At 68.1% G+C, this 19860-nt stretch carries 13 protein-coding genes; 3 read left to right on the forward strand and 10 right to left on the reverse strand.

The window, feature by feature from the left end; all coding sequences use genetic code 11:
* Positions 1–236: 236 nt before the first annotated feature.
* From HIR71_RS02910 to HIR71_RS02955, 10 genes are all read right to left on the reverse strand, one after another.
* Entirely contained in the window at positions 237–542 is a 306-nt protein-coding gene (locus HIR71_RS02910) for a helix-turn-helix domain-containing protein (protein WP_169323276.1), read from the reverse strand.
* A gap of 62 nt (positions 543–604) precedes the next feature.
* Positions 605–1036, reverse strand: coding sequence for a hypothetical protein (locus HIR71_RS02915; RefSeq protein WP_169323278.1), 432 nt, complete (start codon positions 1034–1036; stop codon positions 605–607).
* A gap of 10 nt (positions 1037–1046) precedes the next feature.
* The gene (locus tag HIR71_RS02920) at positions 1047–1328 is read right to left on the reverse strand and encodes a hypothetical protein (RefSeq protein WP_169323280.1); all 282 of its coding nucleotides are present in this window, start codon (positions 1326–1328) and stop codon (positions 1047–1049) included.
* Positions 1325–2722 (reverse strand): hypothetical protein, encoded by a 1398-nt coding sequence (locus HIR71_RS02925; protein ID WP_169323282.1) that lies wholly within the window; start codon positions 2720–2722, stop codon positions 1325–1327. The genes HIR71_RS02920 and HIR71_RS02925 overlap by 4 nt, the downstream gene beginning before the upstream one ends.
* Positions 2719–3138, reverse strand: coding sequence for a hypothetical protein (locus tag HIR71_RS02930; RefSeq protein ID WP_169323284.1), 420 nt, complete (start codon positions 3136–3138; stop codon positions 2719–2721). Before HIR71_RS02930 ends, HIR71_RS02925 begins: the two co-directional genes overlap by 4 nt.
* 166 nt (positions 3139–3304) lie before the next feature.
* Positions 3305–3625 carry a hypothetical protein gene (locus HIR71_RS02935; protein ID WP_169323286.1) on the reverse strand — a complete coding sequence of 107 codons (321 nt, stop codon included), beginning with the start codon at positions 3623–3625 and terminating at the stop codon, positions 3305–3307.
* Positions 3622–4437: a hypothetical protein gene (locus tag HIR71_RS02940; protein ID WP_169323288.1), complete on the reverse strand. Its 816-nt coding sequence runs from the start codon at positions 4435–4437 to the stop codon at positions 3622–3624. Before HIR71_RS02940 ends, HIR71_RS02935 begins: the two co-directional genes overlap by 4 nt.
* A gap of 474 nt (positions 4438–4911) precedes the next feature.
* The gene (locus tag HIR71_RS02945; protein WP_169323290.1) at positions 4912–5157 is read right to left on the reverse strand and encodes a hypothetical protein; all 246 of its coding nucleotides are present in this window, start codon (positions 5155–5157) and stop codon (positions 4912–4914) included.
* Positions 5158–5642: 485 nt separating this feature from the next.
* Positions 5643–7838: a DEAD/DEAH box helicase gene (locus tag HIR71_RS16655; RefSeq protein WP_211373715.1), complete on the reverse strand. Its 2196-nt coding sequence runs from the start codon at positions 7836–7838 to the stop codon at positions 5643–5645.
* Positions 7835–11374, reverse strand: coding sequence for a helicase-related protein (locus HIR71_RS02955; protein ID WP_169323559.1), 3540 nt, complete (start codon positions 11372–11374; stop codon positions 7835–7837). Before HIR71_RS02955 ends, HIR71_RS16655 begins: the two co-directional genes overlap by 4 nt.
* A 152-nt stretch (positions 11375–11526) precedes the next feature.
* Between HIR71_RS02955 and HIR71_RS02960 the strand changes: the two genes are divergently transcribed.
* The 3 genes from HIR71_RS02960 to HIR71_RS02970 are packed head-to-tail and all read left to right on the forward strand — an operon-like array spanning position 11527 to position 19486.
* Positions 11527–13290 (forward strand): ATP-binding protein, encoded by a 1764-nt coding sequence (locus HIR71_RS02960; protein ID WP_169323292.1) that lies wholly within the window; start codon positions 11527–11529, stop codon positions 13288–13290.
* On the forward strand, positions 13287–16124 hold the full coding sequence (locus HIR71_RS02965; RefSeq protein ID WP_169323294.1) for a DUF1156 domain-containing protein: 2838 nt from the start codon (positions 13287–13289) through the stop codon (positions 16122–16124). Before HIR71_RS02960 ends, HIR71_RS02965 begins: the two co-directional genes overlap by 4 nt.
* Entirely contained in the window at positions 16124–19486 is a 3363-nt protein-coding gene (locus HIR71_RS02970; protein WP_169323296.1) for a DUF499 domain-containing protein, read from the forward strand. The genes HIR71_RS02965 and HIR71_RS02970 overlap by 1 nt, the downstream gene beginning before the upstream one ends.
* Positions 19487–19860: the final 374 nt, after the last annotated feature.

Below are 19860 nucleotides of genomic sequence, written 5' to 3' on the forward strand. Positions count from 1 at the left end.
GACCAGCGGAAACGCCGGGTAGGGGTCTTCTCATTGCCCCCGCGTGCAACCCGCGTGCAATAGCGAGGGGGGCCGACCGAGGGTCTGACGGGTGGGCGGAGGCACTGGTGGCGCTCAACAGCGGCGCGCCGAGGCACACTCGGAAGCGCCGGGAGGCGACGTCGACCACGCGGCCCGGACCGCTATCGAGCTCGAGTCCAGCTCTGTACTGGCGACCGGCAGGCAGCCGGTTCGCCCTATCGCTCGCGTCGACCGACTCGTCGTCCGATGCTCAAGCCGGACGTTCGGGCGTCGGGTGCGGCGGCTGGCCCCCTGCCGATGGGACTGCCCGGGCCGTGCACCGGCTCGAGCAGCGCATCAATGTCGACTTGGCGGACACGTACGACGCGGGACCCCACCCTGACGGCGCGGAGCTCGCCGGTAGCGATCAGGCGACGGACGAACCGCTCGGTGACTCTCAAGCGGTCGGCGACCTCGGCGACGGTGAGGAACTCCGGGCGGCGGGCGGCGTCGTCGACCACGGTCCGTGTCGGCTCGTGCACGAATCCGCACCTCCCCTACCTCTCGGCCCGCCAGTCTCCCGCCGGAACCGAGGCGCGACTCGTCATGCGGGCGTAAGTGCCGTGAAGCCGACGGTCACGAGTGCGACCTTGCCGCGTTCGTGCCAGCCGGCGGTGTGGGCGATGGCGTGGAGCACGATCGTGGTGTTGACCTGGTCCAGGCGGCTGAGCAGGTGGCCGAGCGGTTGCTCAAGGTCGTGACCGGCCAGGCCGACGGCGACCTGCAGCATCGCGATCTCTGAGCCGCTGGCGGGTGCTCGGCGGGCGAGCTCGGCGGCTGCGGTCCAGTCGATGCCGATGTACTCGGGTCCGTCGTCGCCGATCAAGAGCGCGATTCCCGTGAAGTCGCGTCGGTGCAACCAGCCCCGGTGAGCGAGCAGCAGCTCGACGGCGGCCTCGGCCGGGTACAGACCACGCGCCCACGCCCGCAGGCCGGTCGCAATCTGGTCGAAGGTCAGGTCGTCGATCGCATGCATCTCGGGCTCCTCACGTCGGCTCGGGCGCTCGCGGCGTGGTGTGACTACGGCCGACTAGCGCGAGGTACGCCTCGTCCCGGGCCAGGTGCGCCCGTTCGGCGATGGCCTGGGACAGGGACGTGATCGTCACCATCAGGTGGTCCGCAAGGATCGAGATCTCCGGCTCGGCGGGGCCGTCCGTGTCACGGTGGAGCTCGGCCCAGTAGCTCTCCAGGCGATCGTCGTAGCCCCACGCCGATCGCTGGGACCAGCCGGGCAGATCGATCGGACGCTCGAAGCTGTGGCGGGTCATGGGTCGCTTCTTCCGATCGGCTCCTGACCGGCGTGGTGGCCGACGTCGACACGCAGGGGCTCGGCGCGCAGGGTGAGACCGTCGGCGCCGGAGAGTGCCTCGATCCGGACGGTCGCCACCCGTGCGTACATGTCCTCGACGACACCGAGCTGCTGCTCGCCGACCGGAGCGAGGCGGCCGGTGAGCTTCGCTTCCGCGAGCACCTGGCTGTCGGTGACTTCCTCCCCGGCCAGGATCCGGCCCGGGACGTAGACCTGGTGGGCGCGCGCCATCCGGGCGACCGTGGTCCGGTTCCAGGTCGCGATCTCAGAGGTCATCCGCACGGCACCGACCAGGGCCTGACTCAAGCGTCGGGCCTCGCCGCGCGGGAGGTCCGGCGCCGGCGCCGCGAGCGGGGCGATCGGGCGCAGGAGGTGCCCGAGGCGGTGCAGGTCTTCGGTAACACGCGGGTCGGCGGGCTCAGCGGCCCGCCAGGAGAACAACGCCCGGGACAGGTCCTGCCACGCCTTTCCGTGGCGGACCAGTGCCGTATGCCGGGGGTCGACGGTCGTCGCGTGGGCAGTGGGTGAGCCGCCGAAGAACGCCAGGGCATGGGCATGCACCGCGACCCCGAGCGTGGCGTAGGTCTTGAGGGTGTCCACGGACGGGTGGTCGGCGCGGGCCATCTCCCAGGCGGTCCGGCGCAGCCGCAGCATCCGGTCGTAGATCTCCTCGGCCGCGTCACCGGTCCGGATGGGCGCACCGGCGGCAGCCAGCTGCTCCAGGTGCGCCCAGGTGGGCAGTGACCCCACCCCGGCCACGTCGCGGGCGTGGGCGTGCGCCTCGGCGAGGTCGGGCACCAGGTCCCGGATCTCTCGCCAGGGCACGCCGGCCTGCAGGGCCCGCAGCGCGAGGTGGTCCGCACCGGTCAGCAAGGTGGCCGCCATGTCACCCACCTCGGCCAGACCCGCCTGGCGGGCCGCCGGATGCCGCAACACCGCGTCCACATCCGGCGTGCGGGCATCGCCCGACGCGTCGAAGTGGGTGGCCAGCAGTTCGCCCGCGGCATGCACGCACCGGGCCGCGATCCCCCACGGCGACTGGCTGACCCGGGCACCCACCCACGCCCACGGCGGCTTCGGACCCACGACCTCGTGAAGCACTTCCCCCAGCCGCACGGCGGCGCGTTCGCGCGGGTCCGGCGTGGCCGAGGCGGTGATTCCTTGAGTGCGGGTCGGCTCCAGAAGCACCCACGTGTGCTCCTTCAACGCCAGCAGCAGCTCACGGAAGTCGCCCATCGCGTTCCGCGCGAACTCGGGCTCCTCCAGAGGAAGCCCCTGCATCCAGGCGACGCCAGCCTGGATCCCGATCGCCGCTCGCAGCATCAGGTCCCCGTACGTCGCCGGCGCGCTCACCGCGCACTCCCGTCGAGTTCCGCGCGCGCCGCCGACAGGAGCGTCAGCACTCGTGCGCCGAGCAGTGTTTGCGAAATGTCCGCGTCGGGCTGCGCCAGGGCACGCATGACGGCTCGCTCGGCAGCGACTACCAGCTCGTCGACGGCAGCGACGACCGCCCCGGCGTCGATCATGGAGACGTCGCCGAGGTCCACCGCCACCGACGCGGACCTGTGGTACGCGATCGATTCGATCTCAGTCAGGGCGTGCGACAGGTCGAGCGCCGCGTACACCAGTCCGAGGCCCTGGTCAGGCGTCGGCGACTCCGCGGGATTCAACGCCACCTGACCCGCCGCGTAGACCAGCGTCCACGCGCCATCCCAGCCATCCATGCCGTCGACGAGAGCCGAAACCGGATCACGCCAGTTCGCATTCATCGCAACTCCGCCCCGACGGTCCCCGCGCACGCCACACTCACACATCACCTTGCACGGCCGCTCGAACGGAACGCCCCGAGCGGGCGCGTACCTGTGGAGGGACGTCGCCATTACAAGCAGGTGTGCACGACAAGCGTCGAACACCGGGCTCCCGACGAGAACCGGACTACATTGCCCGCGCGTAACGGGCCCGTCGCGCGGGAGGGGCTATCGAGCGCTGTGCGAACTCCTCGTCCGTCCACTGCTCGCCCCGGCGCCAAAGCACCGTCACCACCGTGCGGCGCTCCGGGATCACGACGATCGCGAGATCGCCGCGCTGGTACACGAACCGGCCATGACCGTAGTCGAACGCGCTGTACGTCACCTCAGGCGCCGCGATGACCTCCAGGATCGACCGGACGGACACCCCACGGATTCGTGCCTTCTGACGAGCGTGGGGGCAGAGTGACCACCCCACGGTGGAGCGGATGTCCGCGACGGCGGTCATCGCCCAACACCGTCGAGCACCTCTGTGAGACGCGCGTGGTGCCAGGAGCCAGGCACACCCTTCGAGTTCAGATACCCGAACGTCGAGAGATACCGAGCGATCCAGACGCCGTTCTGGCCCTCTGCTTCGAAGTGTCGCGCGGCGGTCCTCGCTGCCTCGAAGTCACGGACGTGATCGGGTTCCTGCATGATTTTCGCCGCCTCGGCGTTGAGCGCCGCCCACGCTGGTGCACGCGTATCGAGCCGCTCCAGGAGTGCGTCCTGGCTGTACTTGCCGGAGAGGCGCTCGACCTCGATGAGTCGCGCACTGGTTGTTCCGTCGAGGCGGTACAAGGACCGACGAGCGAGGGGCGCGGCTGGCGGCGTGACGAGCGCGATCCGGTCGCCCGCTGCCACCGGCCAACTCCTTGTTGCCGTGAGCAACAGGTCGCGGGTGAGCTCGTCCAGCTTCGACCAGGACGGCACGACGACACCGCCGCCGTGCAGCATGACGGCGTTGAGGCGTCCGATGATCAGATCGTGAAGCACACCGTCGAGCGCGTCAGGGTCGTCGGAGCCGAACTCGAGGCGCTCGCCGAGGAAGAACGTGCCGCCGGCCTCGACTGCGCGCTCTTCGCGGGTCCAGCCATCGGTGGCGGGAGTGCCGCGGTCGCCGATGAAGGTGAGCCCGCGGCGGGCGCCGCGTGACGGCTCGGAGAGCGAGTAGACGGGCGACTCGGCTGGGTACGGGACGGGGATACGCATTGCGCTGAACCTCCTTGAGGCACGACGGGGTGTCGGTGCACGGCAAGCGTCGACCCGGTCGGCTCTCACACCATATTGAGCATTGTGACACTCTGCCGGTACTTATCTCCCGAACTTATGTCGAGGTCATGTGAGAGCCGTGACCTGTGCGAATACGGCTTGTACGCTCACCAGCGAGAGGTAGGGGACTCCAGAAAAATGGCGGCGCCTCGGGCTTGACAAGATGTTCAGTTGCCCCCGAAGGCGGGCGGCGGAAACGTCATCGAATGCCACGGGAGAACGGCTACCCGAGTGGTGGGGGCTCATGCAAAGGGACCGATCACTCCTCGCGCTCACCGGAACCTCTGGATAGTTCCTGGGCGAACCTCCATCGCGCGCATCGTGCCAGCCAGCACTGACCGCCGATGCGCGCCGGTTCCCGACACGCTGCGCGGTCGATGGGTAATTCCACCTCGTCCTCTCCCATGACCACCGTGCCGAGGCGCTGAACTCGTGAGGTCAACCCTCGGCCAGGGGCCGCGACGGACCGCACGTGATGCACCGCTACGTCAGCGCCGGCGGCTCGCGTCGGATGACCGCGCGAAGCCGAGCACTCAGTGGTGCACGGGGCTGTGATCGGACGAACTGCATGCGCACTGTGGTGACCTCGAGCGTGGCAGCGTCGACGTACGACAGCAGCCCGGACCACATGAACACGATGGAGCCGGACGTGACGTCCACTGGGTCGAGAGCTCGCCAGATCTGCGGTGGGCGGCGGTCGTACGTGCGGTGCAGCTTGAGGAGTGTCACCCCGTCGTCCACCCATCGATCGAGGACGACCCATGCTTCGCCGTTCGTCTGTCGGTACGCGGCCGCGTCGTTGTAGAGACGGTCATCGCGTCGAGCTTGACTGAGCTGTCGGCGCCCGTCGGCGAAGGTGTACAGCCCGGGCGCTGTGCGACGTGTCGCGGTGGTCGAGGCCGGGGACGGCTGCCGAAGCGTGCACGGGTGCTTGGGCCACGGCGGTCCCATCTCGTCGAAGAACACGCGGCTACCGTGCTCGTTTGAGTAGAAGTACACCGCCGCGCCGCAGACAGGGCATTGGGCATTGGGTCGCACCCAGCGCTGCGAGAACGGCGCTGTGCGCACCGGTCGTGGTCGGGGCGGCGAGGGGTAAGCGGTCCGGGCATATGAGCTCCGAGCACGACCGCTGGTACGAGTGACCGTGTGCGTGGACACCCAGTGCCTGGTTCCGCCCGGGCCGCGTCGCCAGTGCCCGCTGCGGCGGTAGGTAGTCAATCCTTGTCTTCCTCATCGGAGTCGATGCCGAGCGATGCGAGCGCGAGGCGCTCTTGCTCCTTTTCGACGATCGTGCGTGCGAGCTGCGACTCGGAGATGTCGACGGCGCCCGGTGCCGCGGCCGTGAGGGCGGAGTCGCGGACGTAGGCGTCGAACAGCAGCTTCTTGGTGCCGAGGATCTCGAGCATGCGCTGGTCGACGGAGTCGGCGACGAGGAGGCGGTGCACCTGCACGGTGCGGACCTGACCCATGCGATGGGCGCGAGCGATGGCCTGGGCTTCGGTCGTCGGCTTGACCTGCGGTTCGCACAGGATGACGACAGATGCCGCTTGAATGTTCAGCCCGACGCCGCCGGCCTCGATCTGCGCGACGAGTGCACCGGCATTGGTGGAGTTGGCGAAGTCGTCGACGACTCGTTGGCGCGCCACCGGAGGTGTCGATCCTGTCAGCGGTCCGAATGCTCGATCGCCAAGGGCTCTGGCGACGATCTCGAGCACATCGCGAAAGTAGGAGAACACGACGACTTTGCGCCCGTTGGCGTTCGCCTCGTCGGCGATCTCGAGGAGGCGCTCGAGCTTGGCGGAGCCGCGCGGGTCGGGAACCGCGAACGCTGCACGTCGCATCGCCATGAAGTTCCCGGCGGCGACCGCGGACCGGTAGACGGCGCCGTCGTGCCGGCCGAACTGCTCCCACTCCTCGATCTGCAGCAGCTCGGGTAGCTCGGTGAGGACGTCTTGTTGGTTTCGGCGTAAGTACACCGGCGCCACGGCGCGGCGGAACGCGTCAGCACCGGCGATCCCGTGTCGAGGCTCGATCTGGCGTGCGACCTCGGGCTGGAGGTAGTGCACGAGTGCGCGGAACTCCTCGACGCGGTTCTCCATCGGGGTGCCTGACAGGAACAGGACCCGTTCGGCCCGGCCGGCCATGCACGCGACGGCTTGGCTGCGTTTGGCGCGCGGGTTCTTGACGTAGTGAGCTTCGTCAACGACAAGCATCGCAGGAACGGTGTCCCCCAGACTTAGCGCGGAAAGCGCCTCGAACGTGGTCACACCCACGCCGCCTCGTTGCCGCCAGAGCTGCGCCGCGCGTGCACGCGCCGGGCCGTGCAAGGTGAACGGTGTCAGCTTGCTGTGCTTGGCGACTTCGCGGGTCCAGTTGATCAGCACAGATGCCGGGCACACGACGAGGAAGTGGCTGGGGCCGCCCGTTGCAAGGTGAGCCATGGCAGCGATCGCCTGCATGGTCTTTCCCAAGCCCATCTCGTCCCCGATGACAACCCTGCGCTGGACAAGCGCGAACCGGGCACCGAAGGACTGGTACCCACGCAGCGGTACGAGCAGCAGGGTGTCGTCGAGCGGTTGGGCGTTGATCCGCTCGACGATCTCGGCGGGAAGGAAGCCGTCAGCCGCAGCGACGTCGAGGCCGAGGTCCACCAGACCGCCGAGCAACCCGTAGTAGACGGGCGAGCGCTTCTCGAAGTCAGCCCACAGCTCGGGATCCGGCATGAAGTGCCGAATTCCGTTCGCCACTCGTGCCGATTCCGACTCGATGCCGGTGCTACGTCCCCACGCGAGGAGGTCGGCCAGGTGCGCGGCCGCGACCGCTCCGGCCGACTTCTTGGTGTTGCCCATGAACAGGCGGCGGACCGGGCTCGCCGCGGCTGGCGCGGCATCGGCGCTTGCCGCGGCGACCGAGACCGCGAACGTGCGGGCGCCTTCGATGCGGTCCTCAGCAGAAGCGACGCCCTCCCACACGCGGAGGGCCCGCAGCAGTGCCGTGGTGGCCTGATCGTTGGGGTCGAGGTCGATGCGGACCTTGATCGAGTCGACGACCGCTCGCCTGATCTGCTCGGCGGCCGCGAACACCTTCGGAGCGGTGCTCTCGCCGACTCCGGGAACATGCTGAAGTCGGGACGGTCCGGCGCGGAGGACGTCGGCGACGGTTCGGTAGCCGTGGTTGTGCAGCGCGCCAAGTCGGAGGCGCCCTCCGGTGACGTCCCTGACCCTGTCGATCGGCATGGACGCGAGATCCGACCACACGCGCGCGTCGCGGACCTGGTTGAAGGCGGCAACGACGTCCTGGCGGGCGCGCCCCAGGTTCTGGTCAAGAGAAGCGACGGCTTGGCATGCGACCTTGCTTCGGCGGACCAGGTCGGCGACCGCCTCCCGGTCGAGCACCGTCTCGGTCGTCACCTCGGCGGTCCTCCCTGCGCCCAGGTGTGAGCCCAGGACTGGTTGTAGGACAGGGTGCGGAAGTCAGAGGTATCGGTGTCGTCGAAGGGTCGCTCGAGGTACCGCACGACGTCGTGACTCGAACCGTCGCGGCTCACCCACACCAGGGCGAGGCGGTAGTCGTCCCCCAGGTTCTTCGCGGTGACGACCTCGTTCTTGGTGATCGTGAACGTTGCGGCGCCTTCGATGCGCCCCTTGACCTCGATGCGCACAGCACGCCCAGTGGGCCGCACCGACCGGATGTCGAAACCGGGGTTGCTGTGCGGCATCTCCTCGGGTCGCCCACCGAACTCTCGTTCTGCCGCCATCACGGCCGCGACCGCGCGACGCTCCACCTCCTCGGTGCTGCGGGCGAACATCGCCACCTCGGTCGGGCTCGCGCCTCCGAGCTGGTCGAGCAGGCCCTGCGGGATGACGAGCGCGGCGCCCGCGACGACCGGCGGGTGCTCGGCGAGCTGGGCGTCGGCGTCGAGAGCCGCGATCCGAGTAACCAGTCGGTGTTCGAGCTCGCGGGCGCGCCGCTCGGCGGTCTCGGGCGACATGCGCAGCCGGCGTCCGGCGCCCTGCAGGTCGAGCAGGCGGACGTGCTCGCTGTCCCAGAACGCGATCTGCCCGATCAACCGCGAACGGACCTCGGTCCGAGTGCGCTCAACCTGGTGGGACACCCGGGCGTAGACCTCAGCGCGGTGCTCGCCCAGGAGGTGCTCGACCGCCCATGCGGCCGCGACGTCCTCAGCACCCGCCCGAAGCCACGGCTGGTCAAAGACTGCAGAGACTGTCTCGGCCTCGGTCGCCGTAGCGCCCCGATAGTCCAAGTAGGGTCCCGGCCCCCCGCCGCGGAGCTGACCCTGGTCGTCGAGCTCGACGAAGGAAAAGCGCTTCGAGACGGTGCGTGCGTGACCATTGGTGATTTGTTCCGCGATCGCCACCAGCAGCCTCGGGGTGGTCCCGGGGTCGTTCGGGTCGACGAGCACCGCGCCTTGACGCAGGGTCGCCGCGCACTGGCTCACCGTCATCTCGACGACCGCATCGAGCAACGGGTGGCCGGGTGCGACGAGCTGAGCCGACGTCAGCCCCGCCGGGTGCATGTGCTCGCGCTCGAAGGCGACGCGCTCGTACCGGGTCAGGACAGCGGCTCCCGTACCGGCTTGCCGGTCGTAGTCCCGGATCGCGATCGGGACGTTGGTTATCTCGAACCGGCCCCGCTCGCGCGGCTTGATGGTGCCGCCGAGGCGCCGGAACGCGGCGAGGAAGAACGCCTGGATGAAGTGTGGCTGCAACCGGCGCGCCTGGGCGTCCTCCATGCGGCGGCGGATCTCGTCGACGTCCGAGTCCGGGAGGCTGTCGTGGTGCAGCGCCCGTTCGGTGAGCAGCTTGCCGATTCCTTCGCTGATGCTCGCGTCGATCACCGTGTGCAGGAACGCCCGGGTGGTCGGTTCGTCGCCGTAGCGGATCGCCCGGACCATGAGGTCGCGCAGCGGCTGGTCCTCGAAAGCGTCGCCGAGGACGTCGAACACCTTTCCGCCGTAGGCGGCGCGCTGCTCCTCGACCTTCTCCAGTAGACGCAGATACACCTCACCTTCGCGGGTGCCTGCAGCCACGAGGTTCCACAGGTGGCAGACCTCGGTCTGCCCGATGCGGTGGATGCGGCCGAAGCGCTGCTCGATCTTGTTCGGGTTCCACGGCAGGTCGTAGTTGACCATCAGGTGCGCCCGCTGCAAGTTGAGACCCTCGCCGGCTGCATCCGTGGCTACGAGGATCCGGACGTCCTTGTCCTGGGTGAACAGCTCTTGCGTCTTGCGGCGGTCCTCGCGGCGCACGCCACCGTGGATGGTGACCACCGACCGCTCGTCGCCCAGGAGCGAGGAAATGCGTTCCCGGAGGTACTCGAGGGTGTCGCGGTGCTCGGTGAAGACGATGAGCTTGCGGTACTGACCGAACGCGTCGGTCTGCACAGCGTGGTCGACGAGGATCGAGCGCAGCTCGGACCACTTGCGGTCGGTGCCCGATGTCCGTACGCGGTGGGCCACCTCGACGAGGTCGTCGAGCACCGCGATCTCCGCCTGGAGCTCCGCCCTCGTGCGGGCCGCGGTGGCCGCGTCGACGACCGCTTCCTCGAGCTCTTCGAGCTCATCGCCGGCCAGGTCGTCGAGCGCATCATCGACGCGATCGTCCTTGCCCAGGATCCGCGCGAGCCGGTCCTTCACCGGCAGGTCGTCTTCCAGGCGCTCGACGCTGCTCTCCCGCAGCCGCTTCTGCAGCCGCGCTCGCCGACGTTCGAGTGACCGCAGGATCGCTTCGGGACTGGACGCCAGGCGCCGCTGCAGCACAGTGAGGGCGAACCCCACGTTGGTGCGCCGGCGCCCCTCGCCCTCGTCGAGGTTGTCCGCGCGCCCCATCTCCTCGCGGACGTAATCGGTGACGACCTCGTAGAGCTCCTGCTCCTGGTCCGAGAGTCGGTACGGCACGGTGGTCGCTCGCCGCTCGGGGAACAGCGGTTTGCCGTCCATCGTCAGGAGCTCTTCCTTAACCATCCGGCGCATGAGGTCGTCCGGACGCACCGCGTGAACGCCGTCGCGGTATTTGCCCTCGAACCGGTCGCCGTCGAGCAGTGCGAGGAAGAGCTGGAAGTCGTCCTGCTTGCCCGCGTGCGGGGTGGCCGTCATGAGCAGCAGGTGTCGGGTCACCCGGCCCAGGAGTCGACCGAGGTCGTACCGCTTGGTGATCGACACCTCCTGCCCGAACCAGTGCGCCGACATCCTGTGTGCCTCGTCGACGACGACCAGGTCCCAGTCGGTACGCCCCAGGGATTCTTTGAGCTCGTCGGAGCGGGAGAGCTGGTCCATGCGGGCGATCAGCAGCGGGTGCCGCTCGAACACGTTCTGGTCGAGCCCTGTTGCCTCGATCATCGGGCGGTTCAGCACCTCGAACTCCAGGCCGAACTTCTCGTGCAGCTCGTCCTGCCACTGCTCGACCAGTGAACCCGGCGCGACGATCAGACACCGTGCGAGGTCGCCCCGCAGCATGAGCTCCTTGACGTAGAGCCCACACATGATCGTCTTGCCGGCGCCCGGGTCGTCCGCGAGCAAGAACCGCATCGGCACACGCGGCAGCATCTCGCCGTACACGGCCTTGATTTGATGCGGGAGGGGTCGCAGGTCCGAGGTGGAGATCGCGAGCATCGGGTCGAACAGTGCCGCGTACCGGATACGTAGAGCCTCGGCGCCGAGCCGCCACTCGTCGGCGTCGCCGTCCATCGGACGGGTCCGGCCGGCGTGTTCGAGGCGCAGGCGCGACTCGTCATCGCGACGGAGCAGGGTCTGCCCGTTCGTGCCGTCCGGAGCGGTGTAGGTGACCTGGATGATCGACGAGCCGAACCACTTCGTCGACACGACCTGCACCGGCCCTGCCCCGGCGACACCCGTCAGCCGAACTCCGGGAACGACCGACTCCAGCGTCACCCGGAGCGCGTTCACAAGGTCGCCGTTCGCGTCCATCCTCACCCCAGTCTCATCGGCAGCCGCCGTGTCATCGTGACCGTAGTGGTCCCATCAGACGTTGGTCGCTGCCGCAACTCCGGGTCCGGGAGTTCTCCCGTAGTTTTGCACTACCCTTCACTGCAAGGATCCTGCAAAACATCGGAGAAACAGTGCCACGGGATGACGACGTCCGTGCCGCGCTCCTGGCCGTCCGCAGCAGTCAGGCTGCCAAAGACGTGGAGACTGAACGTCTGGACTTCAAGACAGTTGGGCGCTCCATCCTCGACACGCTGACGGATCTCGCTGCGGCCGCTGCATGCTTCGCGAACCATCACGGGGGGACAGTCGTCGTCGGCGTTCGGGATCACCCTGGTGGCCTAGACGCCTTCGTCGGCTACGGCAAGCTGGACGCCGCGGGGACCCGGCGGGCGATCTTCGAGCGCACCGAGCCGCCACTGACCGTCGACGTCGCTGAGCTGAGCTTCGAAGGAACGCCGCTGCTGGTCATCACCGTGCCTGAGAGCGCCGCTGTGCACGCGGTCGGCGGCCGTCACACCCAGCGCGTCGGCACGTCCTGCATGCCGATGTCCGCTGACCGCATCGCTCGGCTGGTCGCGGACCGGCGAGGCGACGACTGGACCGACGAAGCGACCGATCTACCGGTCAGCGCGATCGACCCGATTGCCATGACCACGGCGCGCCAGTTTCTTCGCGATGCCACTGATCCGGCACGCCGCGCGTTCGCCCACCTCAGTGACGAAGACCTACTGCGCGCGCTGGGCGTCGTCGCAGCTAACGGACGGCTCAACCACGCCGGAGCACTGCTGTTCGTTGATGACCTGAACGCCCGCAAGCACACGGCGTACGTCCACCGACGCACGTCTGCCGGCGACCTAACTGCGAACGAGCAGTTCTCGGGCCCGCTCGTCACCACCCTCGCGCGCGTCCTCGACCTGATCTCTGCGCGAACGGACACAACTTCTGTCGACGTCTCACCGCTCGTCCAGGTCCAGGTCGCGGACCTGCCACCCACAGCAATCCGCGAGGCACTCGTGAACGCGGTCATGCACCGCGACTACCGGGATTCGTCGCGGATCGTCGTCGAGCACACCGCCACCCGACTCGCCGTGACCTCGCCAGGCCCGTTCGTCAGCGGTGTCACTACGTCGAACGTGCTCACCACCGCCTCCCGATCGCGCAACCCACGCCTCGCCGAAGCGATTCGCAAGCTGGGGCTCGGCGAGACCGCGGGCATGGGTGTCGACCGCATGTACGCGGCGATGGCCCGGCTGGGTCATCAGCCCCCGCACTTCGACGCCGACGAGGCGACAGTTCGCGTGACGCTCACCGGTGGGGCGCCCAACGCGCACGTCGCCCGCTTCGTCCAGGCGCTCCCTGACAGCAGTGCGGACGACGCCGACATCATGCTGACGTTGCTCACGCTGCTCCATTCCCGGATAGTGAACGCAGCTGGACTCTCCCCGCTGCTTCAGAAGCCCGCGGCTGAAGTTCAGACGGTCCTCGACCGGCTCGCCGCGCCACCCTTCGACCTCGTCGAGCCGACGCGGGAGACGATCCGTCACGCACACCCGAACTACCGGCTTCGTGAGACGCCGTTGCGCACCCTTGGGACGGCTGTCACGTACAGGCGAAGGACAACCGACTCGGTCGACAGTCGGGTTCTCGACCTGCTCCGAGAGACCGGCACGATCAACGCACGCATGGTCCGCCTCGTCCTCGAGACCGACGCCTCGACGACATCCCGAATCCTCGGAGACATGGTCGACCGAGGTCTCCTGGTCAAGACCTCCACGGCCGAACGCGGCCCCAGCGTGACCTACGGAGCTGGCCCCAAGATGCCGACAAGTAAGAAGCCGACGTCGATCCACAAGCCGACGCCTGGCGACCCCACACTGTTCGAAGGAGATGCATGACCGAGCCGACGACTAGCCCGATCCGCCGCAAGCTGATCGAGGTGTCGTTGCCCCTCGAGGAGATCAACCGCGAGTCGGCCCGGGAGAAGTCGGTCCCACGGAAGGGGCATCCCGCGACGATGCATCTCTGGTGGGCCCGCCGGCCACTTGCAACTGCGCGCGCGGTCTTGTTCGCACAGCTCGTTGACGACCCTTCGTCACACCCCGACAAGTTCCGAACCTCCGAGGAGCAGGCAGCGGAGCGCGAGCGCCTCCACCAGATAATTCGCGAACTGGTCGTATGGGAGAACGCCAACGACGAGGGTCTGCTGCGACGGGCACACGCCGAGATCGTCGCCAGCGCGCCCGACGGCACTCCGCCCGCGATCCTCGACCCCTTCGCGGGCGGTGGGACCATCCCACTCGAGGCGCAACGTCTGGGTCTGGATGCACACGCGTCGGATCTCAATCCCGTCGCCGTTCTCATCAACAAGGCACTGATCGAGATCCCGCCGAAGTTCTCCGGGCGTCCCCCGGTGTTTCCCGGCGCTGCCGAGTCCCGCCTCGGAGGATGGCCGCGAGCGTCCGGCCTCGCCGAGGACGTCCGCCGCTACGGCGCATGGATGCGCGACCGTGCCTCCGAACGCATCGGCCACCTCTACCCCCAGGCCGCGCTTCCCGACGGCTCGCCGGCGACAGTCATCGCTTGGATCTGGGCGCGAACCGTGACGTGCCCGAACCCGGCGTGCAGGATCGAGATGCCGCTCGTGCGGTCATGGTGGCTTGGCAAGAAGAAGGGCAAGGAGGCGTATGTCGTCCCTCGCGTGGTGGACGACCCGAGCGTGCCATCCGGGCGTCGGGTCATGTTTGACATCGCGCACGACCCAAGACTCGGTCCAACGAAGGACAACGACGGAACGGTGATGCGCACAGGCGCGACCTGTTGCGCCTGTGGTTCGACGGCCGACCTCAAATACACGAGGGCTGAAGGACGTGAGGGTCGCCTCGGTTCGAAGCTCATGGCCGTCGTCGCCGAAGGCGTGCGGCAGCGTGTCTACCTTCCAGCAAGTGACCAGGCAGACGCGGCAGCCAGGGTGGAGCGTCCAGCGCACCTACCCGATGGAGAGGTCGCAGACAATCCCAGATGGTTCTCAACTCCCGCTTTCGGGATGACGAAATTCACCGATCTCTTCACGAATCGGCAATTGGTCGCCTTGACGACCCTCAGTGATCTTGTGTCAGAGGCCCGAGACCAAGCGCTCAAGGATGCCGTCAGTGCCGGCTGCCCTGACGGCTTCCCCCTCGAGCTCGGCGGCACCGACGCCGTTGCCTACGCCGACGCGATAGCCACGTTTCTCGCATTTGCACTGAGTAAGCTAGCTGATTGGTCCTCGTCCATCTGTTCATGGATACCTCAAATTGAGGGCGTCCGCGACACCTTTGCGCGCCAGGCGCTGCCAATGGTCTGGGACTACGTCGAGATTAATCCGTTCTCCAACTCCGTTGGCAACGCTGGTGCTCACGTCACGTGGGTGGCGGACGGGGTTGACGGTCTCCCTTCACGCAGCGAAGTGCGCGCATCCGCGAGTCAGGCCGATGCGGCGCGCACGACCTTCTCGTCGACCGAAGTGGTCTCTACGGATCCGCCCTACTACGACAACATCGGCTACTCCGACCTGTCGGACTTCTTCTACGTGTGGCTTCGCAGATCACTCCGCGAGGTTCATCCCTCACTCCTGAGCACCATGCTTGTTCCCAAGGCGGAAGAACTCGTGGCTAATCCGTATCGCCACGGCGGTAAAGAGGGTGCCTCGCAATTTTTCGAGGACGGCTTCGAACGGGTCTTTGCCCGCGCTCGTGAGTCTGCAAACGAGAACTATCCGATCACCGTCTACTACGCGTTCAAGCAATCGGAGCTCGAGTCCGAGGGTGTGTCCTCCACGGGCTGGGCCACCCTCCTCGAAGGCATGATTCGGTCGGGCTGGGCGATCACTGCGACGTGGCCGGTCCGGTCTGAGCGTTCTGGCCGAATGATCTCCGTGGGTACCAACGCGCTCGCCTCGTCGATAGTCCTTGCCCTGCGTCCCCGTCAGGAATCCGCCCAGGCGATTACGCGCCGAGGCTTCCTCGCCGCGCTCAAGTCCCGACTGCCGCAGGCGCTGCGGGAGATGCAGCAGGGAGCGATCGCCCCCGTGGACCTCGCGCAGTCCACCATCGGCCCCGGCATGGCCGTGTTCTCGTCGTACGCCAAAGTTGTCGAGCCCGATGGCACGCCGATGACGGTCAAGACCGCCCTCGCGCTGATAAATCAGGCGCTCGACGAGGTTCTCGCCGAACAAGACGGCGATCTGGACGCGGACACCCGGTTCTGCCTCAAGTGGTACGCCCAGTATGGCTGGTCGGAGAAGGCATTCGGGGAGGCCGACGTTCTGGCACGGGCAACCAACACCTCTGTCGATGGTCTCGCCCGTGGCGGGGTGCTGACCTCCCGCGCGGGCCGCGTCCGCCTGCTCCCGCCTCAGGACCTGCCGTCGACCTGGGACCCAGACGCGGACGACCGGTTATCGGTGTGGGAGGCGATGATGCACCTGGCCCGAGTCCTCGACTCGGGCGGCGTCGAGGCCGCCGGCGCGCTGATGCCGCGCATCAGGCAGCGCGTCGATCTCGAGACGGTCCAGCTCCTCGCCTACCGCCTCTACGAGCTCACACAATCGACCCGCCCGTCCGACGCGCTCTTGTTCAACGCGCTCGGCACGTCCTGGTCCGACCTCTCGTCGGTCGCCCGACGCACCGAGGCCACCGTGACGACCAGCCAGTCCAGCTTCGACTTCGATGCCCTCGACGAGGAGTTCTGATGGCGCTCAGCAACAAGGACAAGATCAGCCGGGGGTTCGACGCGCTCGCGCGCGGGCTCCGACCGTTCATCGACCAGCACATGGGCGCATCTGCACCGGGCGGCGACTGGGTGGCGCTGCTCGAAGCGCGCGACGCCCAGCGGCACGGTGCAGCCCGCGGCTACTCAGCCGACGACCCCCGGTTTCTGCTCAAGGTGGTCACCGAGGAGTGGCGCGCGTTCGGTGGCGAGCTGTCCCGGGTGACGCAGTCGTATGCATCCGAGCTGCGCGAGGTCGGGAACCGGTTCGCGCACGGCACCGCGTTCAGCACCGACGACACCACCCGGGCCCTCGACACGATGGAGCGTCTGCTCACCGACGCGCACGCCCCCGAAGAGGCAGCGGCCGTCAACGCACTGCGCCTTGAGCACCAGCGCGCGGCGTTCGAGGAGCAGACCCGCAAGACAGTCCGTGCCGCCGTCGGTACCGTCGCCACCCCCGGCACCGGCCTCAAGCCCTGGCGCGAGGTCATCACCCCGCACGACGACGTCGCGCGAGGTCAGTTCAACGCCGCGGAGTTCGCCGCCGATCTGCATCAGGTCGCCACTGGCCAGGCCACTCAGCGTGAGTACTCCGACCCGCAGGAGTTCTTCGCCCGCACCTATCTCACGGAGGGGCTCAAGGACCTGCTCGACAGGGCCGTGCGCCGCATGTCGGGAGACGACAACGCCTCGCCGGTCGTGAACCTGCAGACCAACTTCGGTGGCGGCAAGACCCACTCTATGTTGGCGGTCTACCACCTGTTCTCCGGGCTGCCAGCCTCGTCATTCCCGCAGGGTGTCCAGGACGTCGTGGCGGACGGCGACCTGGCCTCGCTGCGTGTCCGCAAGGTCGCGCTCGTCGGTACCCACCTCGGTCCGAACCAGCCTCGGCGCAAGGACGACGGCACTGAGGTCAACACGCTGTGGGGCGAGCTCGCCTGGCAGCTCGGTGGGCGGCAGGCGTACGACCGGATCGCCGAGTCCGACCGGTCGGGCACCCCGCCCGGCGACGCGCTCACGGCGCTTATCCGCGACCACGCGCCGGTGTTGATTCTCATCGACGAGTGGGTCGCGTATGCGCGCGGCCTGTCGGACGAGAAGCTCGCGGGCGGACGGTTCGAGGACCAGTTCACCTTCGCGCAGTCGCTGACCGAGGCGGTCAGCGCTGTGCACGGGGCGATGCTGCTGGTCTCGATCCCGGCGTCGGACACGCTCGACAACGGCGACGCCGCGTCGACCATCGAAATCGGCGGTGAGCGGGGCCGGCGCGCCCTCGTCGCGCTGCAGAACGTCGTCGGGCGCAAGGCCGATCACTGGCGCCCCGCCAGCAGCGTCGAGTCGTTCGAGATCGTGCGCCGACGGCTGTTCCACGAACCCGACGCGAGCGCCCGCACGGAGATCGCCGCCGTAGCGCGGCAGTTCGTGACGTTCTACCGCGACAATCACGGGCAGTTCCCGTCGGAGGCCGAGGACCAGGGTTACGAGGAGCGGATCCGCGCCGCATATCCCATCCATCCGGAGCTGTTCGACCGGCTCTACACCGACTGGTCAACCCTCGAGCGCTTCCAGCGCACCCGGGGTGTGCTGCGCCTCATGTCGACCGTCATCCACGAGCTCTGGTCGTCCAACGACGCGAGCCCCTTGATCCTGCCCGGCTCCGTTCCACTGCACGCCCCGCGCGTGGCGAGCGAGCTCACGAACTACCTGCCGGACTCCTGGAAGCCCATCATCGACAAGGACATCGACGGCGAGGGCTCGACACCCGTCCAGATCGACGCCAGCCGTCCGGGCACCTTCGGTGCCCGATCGCTGACTCGACGCATCGCGCGGGAGATCTTTCTGGCCTCTGCACCGACCCTGGGCACCGACCACAAGGGCGTCGAGCGCCCCCGGCTGTGGCTCGGTGTCGCGATCCCCGGCGACACCGTCGGGAACTTCGGCGCCTCACTGGAGGTGCTGGGACAGCAGGCGACCTACCTGTACGCCGACAACGCGCGCTACTGGTTCTCCACTACCGCCTCTGTTACCCGGACCGCGAGCGACATCGCTGACCGGCTCCGCGACGAACCCGAGCGTGTCTGGAACGAGGTGATCCGTCGTCTCAAGCCGCTCGTCGCCGACAAGGGCTTGTTTGCAGGCGTGCATCACGACCCGCGTGACTCGTCGGGCGTCCCGGACCTCGATCAGGCGCGTCTCGTCGTCGTACCACCGTCGCAACGTCACACCCGGGGCGACAACGAGTCCCCCGCCATGCGCTGGGCTGCTGACACGCTCCTGCGCGTCGGATCGGCCCAGCGCAGGTTCCGGAACACCGTGGTGTTCCTCGCTCCCGACGGTCAGCGCTGGGACGACCTCGACGCGTCGATCCGTGACTTCCTGGCGTGGGACGAGGTCGACCGGTCGTCGCAGACTCTCAACCTCACCGCTCAGCAGGCCGCACAGGCGAGCGCGCGCCGGCGTCAGACCGACGAGGACGCGACTAATCGCATCGCCGCGACGTTTACCTGGGCGCTCGTCCCCGAGCAGCCGGACGCCGGAGCCCCTCCTGCGCTTCGGGCTGAGCGAATTGCGGACGCCGGATCTGGGCTCGCAGTCCGGGCATCGGACAAGCTGCGGCGCGGCGGCGAACTCGCCGTCGCCTTTGGTGCAGCGGGTGTCCGCATGGCTCTCGACGGTCCGCTCGCCGGTGCGTGGTCCACAGGCCGGATCAGCGTCGGTGACCTGTGGAACCTGTACGCGCAGTACCCCTACCTCGACCGGCTGCGCGACCGCATGGTGCTCGAAAACGCGCTGGTCGGTGCTCTCGACTCCCTCGTCTGGGAGATCGAGGGGTTCGCGCTTGCTGAGGCGTACGACGAGACAGCCGAGCGCTACGTGGGCCTTGTGCTTCCAGGAGATCGGCCGGAGCCGGCAGCGTTGAGCGATTCCTGGCTCGTGGTGAAGCCGGCCGTCGCGATAGAGCAGCGCGCCGAGGAGTCGAAGCCTCGCCCGACCGACGATCCCGCAAGCTCGGAGCAGGGTGAGCGTGAGTCGAACGCAACGATCAACCCGAACGCCGGTTCTGTCCCGTTCCCACCCACCACTTCGACGCCTCCGGCCTCGGTGACAACGACCCGGTACTTCGGGTCCACCCGGCTCGACCCAGAGCGGTACGGCCGGGACTTCGCTCGCATCCAGCAGGAAGTCTTGCAGCACCTGTCGTCGACCCCCGGGACCCGCCTCGAGGTGAGCATCGAGATTCAGGCGGTGAACCCCGACGGTTTCAGCACGGAGACGGTGCGCACGGTGCGCGAGAACGCGACGACTCTGCGCTTCGACGCCAACGGTTTCGAGGAGGCGTAGCGAAGCGGTCGACCATCCTGAGCCGACGAGTCGGCCGAAGCGCTGGGTGCGCCGGAGCCCATGGAGCGGCCAGAGCCGCGAGTCAGGCGGCCCTGAGCGGGGAGGTCGGCGAACGCGGAGGTCTTGCCGGCCGCCCGCGATGACCGCTTCGCGATGGCCAGACTGGATGCGTAGAGCCGCGTTTGGCTGCGAGCCCCAGATGTCCCACAGGCTGTGGGACAAGGGCACACCCGTTCACCGTCCCGTCAGAGTTTGAGTCTGGAGGTCTTCGCTTGCCCGACCAACCGAACCCGACCACCGGTCTCTTGCGCAACAGCCTGTTGCACGAAGGCTTCCTGCTGCGAGCCTGAGACAGGGCGCGGCCAGCGCGTCCT

This window comes from Cellulomonas fimi (assembly GCF_012952065.1).
GTDB classification, from domain to species: Bacteria; Actinomycetota; Actinomycetes; order Actinomycetales; family Cellulomonadaceae; genus Pengzhenrongella; species Pengzhenrongella fimi_A.

Excerpts from the sequence above, each read along its gene's own strand:
- HIR71_RS02970 (WP_169323296.1), top strand. The coding sequence starts at position 16,124 with ATGGCGCTCAGCAACAAGGACAAGATCAGCCGGGGGTTCGACGCGCTC.
- HIR71_RS02935 (WP_169323286.1), bottom strand. The coding sequence starts at position 3,625 with ATGACCGCCGTCGCGGACATCCGCTCCACCGTGGGGTGGTCACTCTGC.
- HIR71_RS02915 (WP_169323278.1), bottom strand. The coding sequence starts at position 1,036 with ATGCATGCGATCGACGACCTGACCTTCGACCAGATTGCGACCGGCCTG.
- HIR71_RS02965 (WP_169323294.1), top strand. The coding sequence starts at position 13,287 with ATGACCGAGCCGACGACTAGCCCGATCCGCCGCAAGCTGATCGAGGTG.
- HIR71_RS02930 (WP_169323284.1), bottom strand. The coding sequence starts at position 3,138 with ATGAATGCGAACTGGCGTGATCCGGTTTCGGCTCTCGTCGACGGCATG.
- HIR71_RS02920 (WP_169323280.1), bottom strand. The coding sequence starts at position 1,328 with ATGACCCGCCACAGCTTCGAGCGTCCGATCGATCTGCCCGGCTGGTCC.
- HIR71_RS02955 (WP_169323559.1), bottom strand. The coding sequence starts at position 11,374 with ATGGACGCGAACGGCGACCTTGTGAACGCGCTCCGGGTGACGCTGGAG.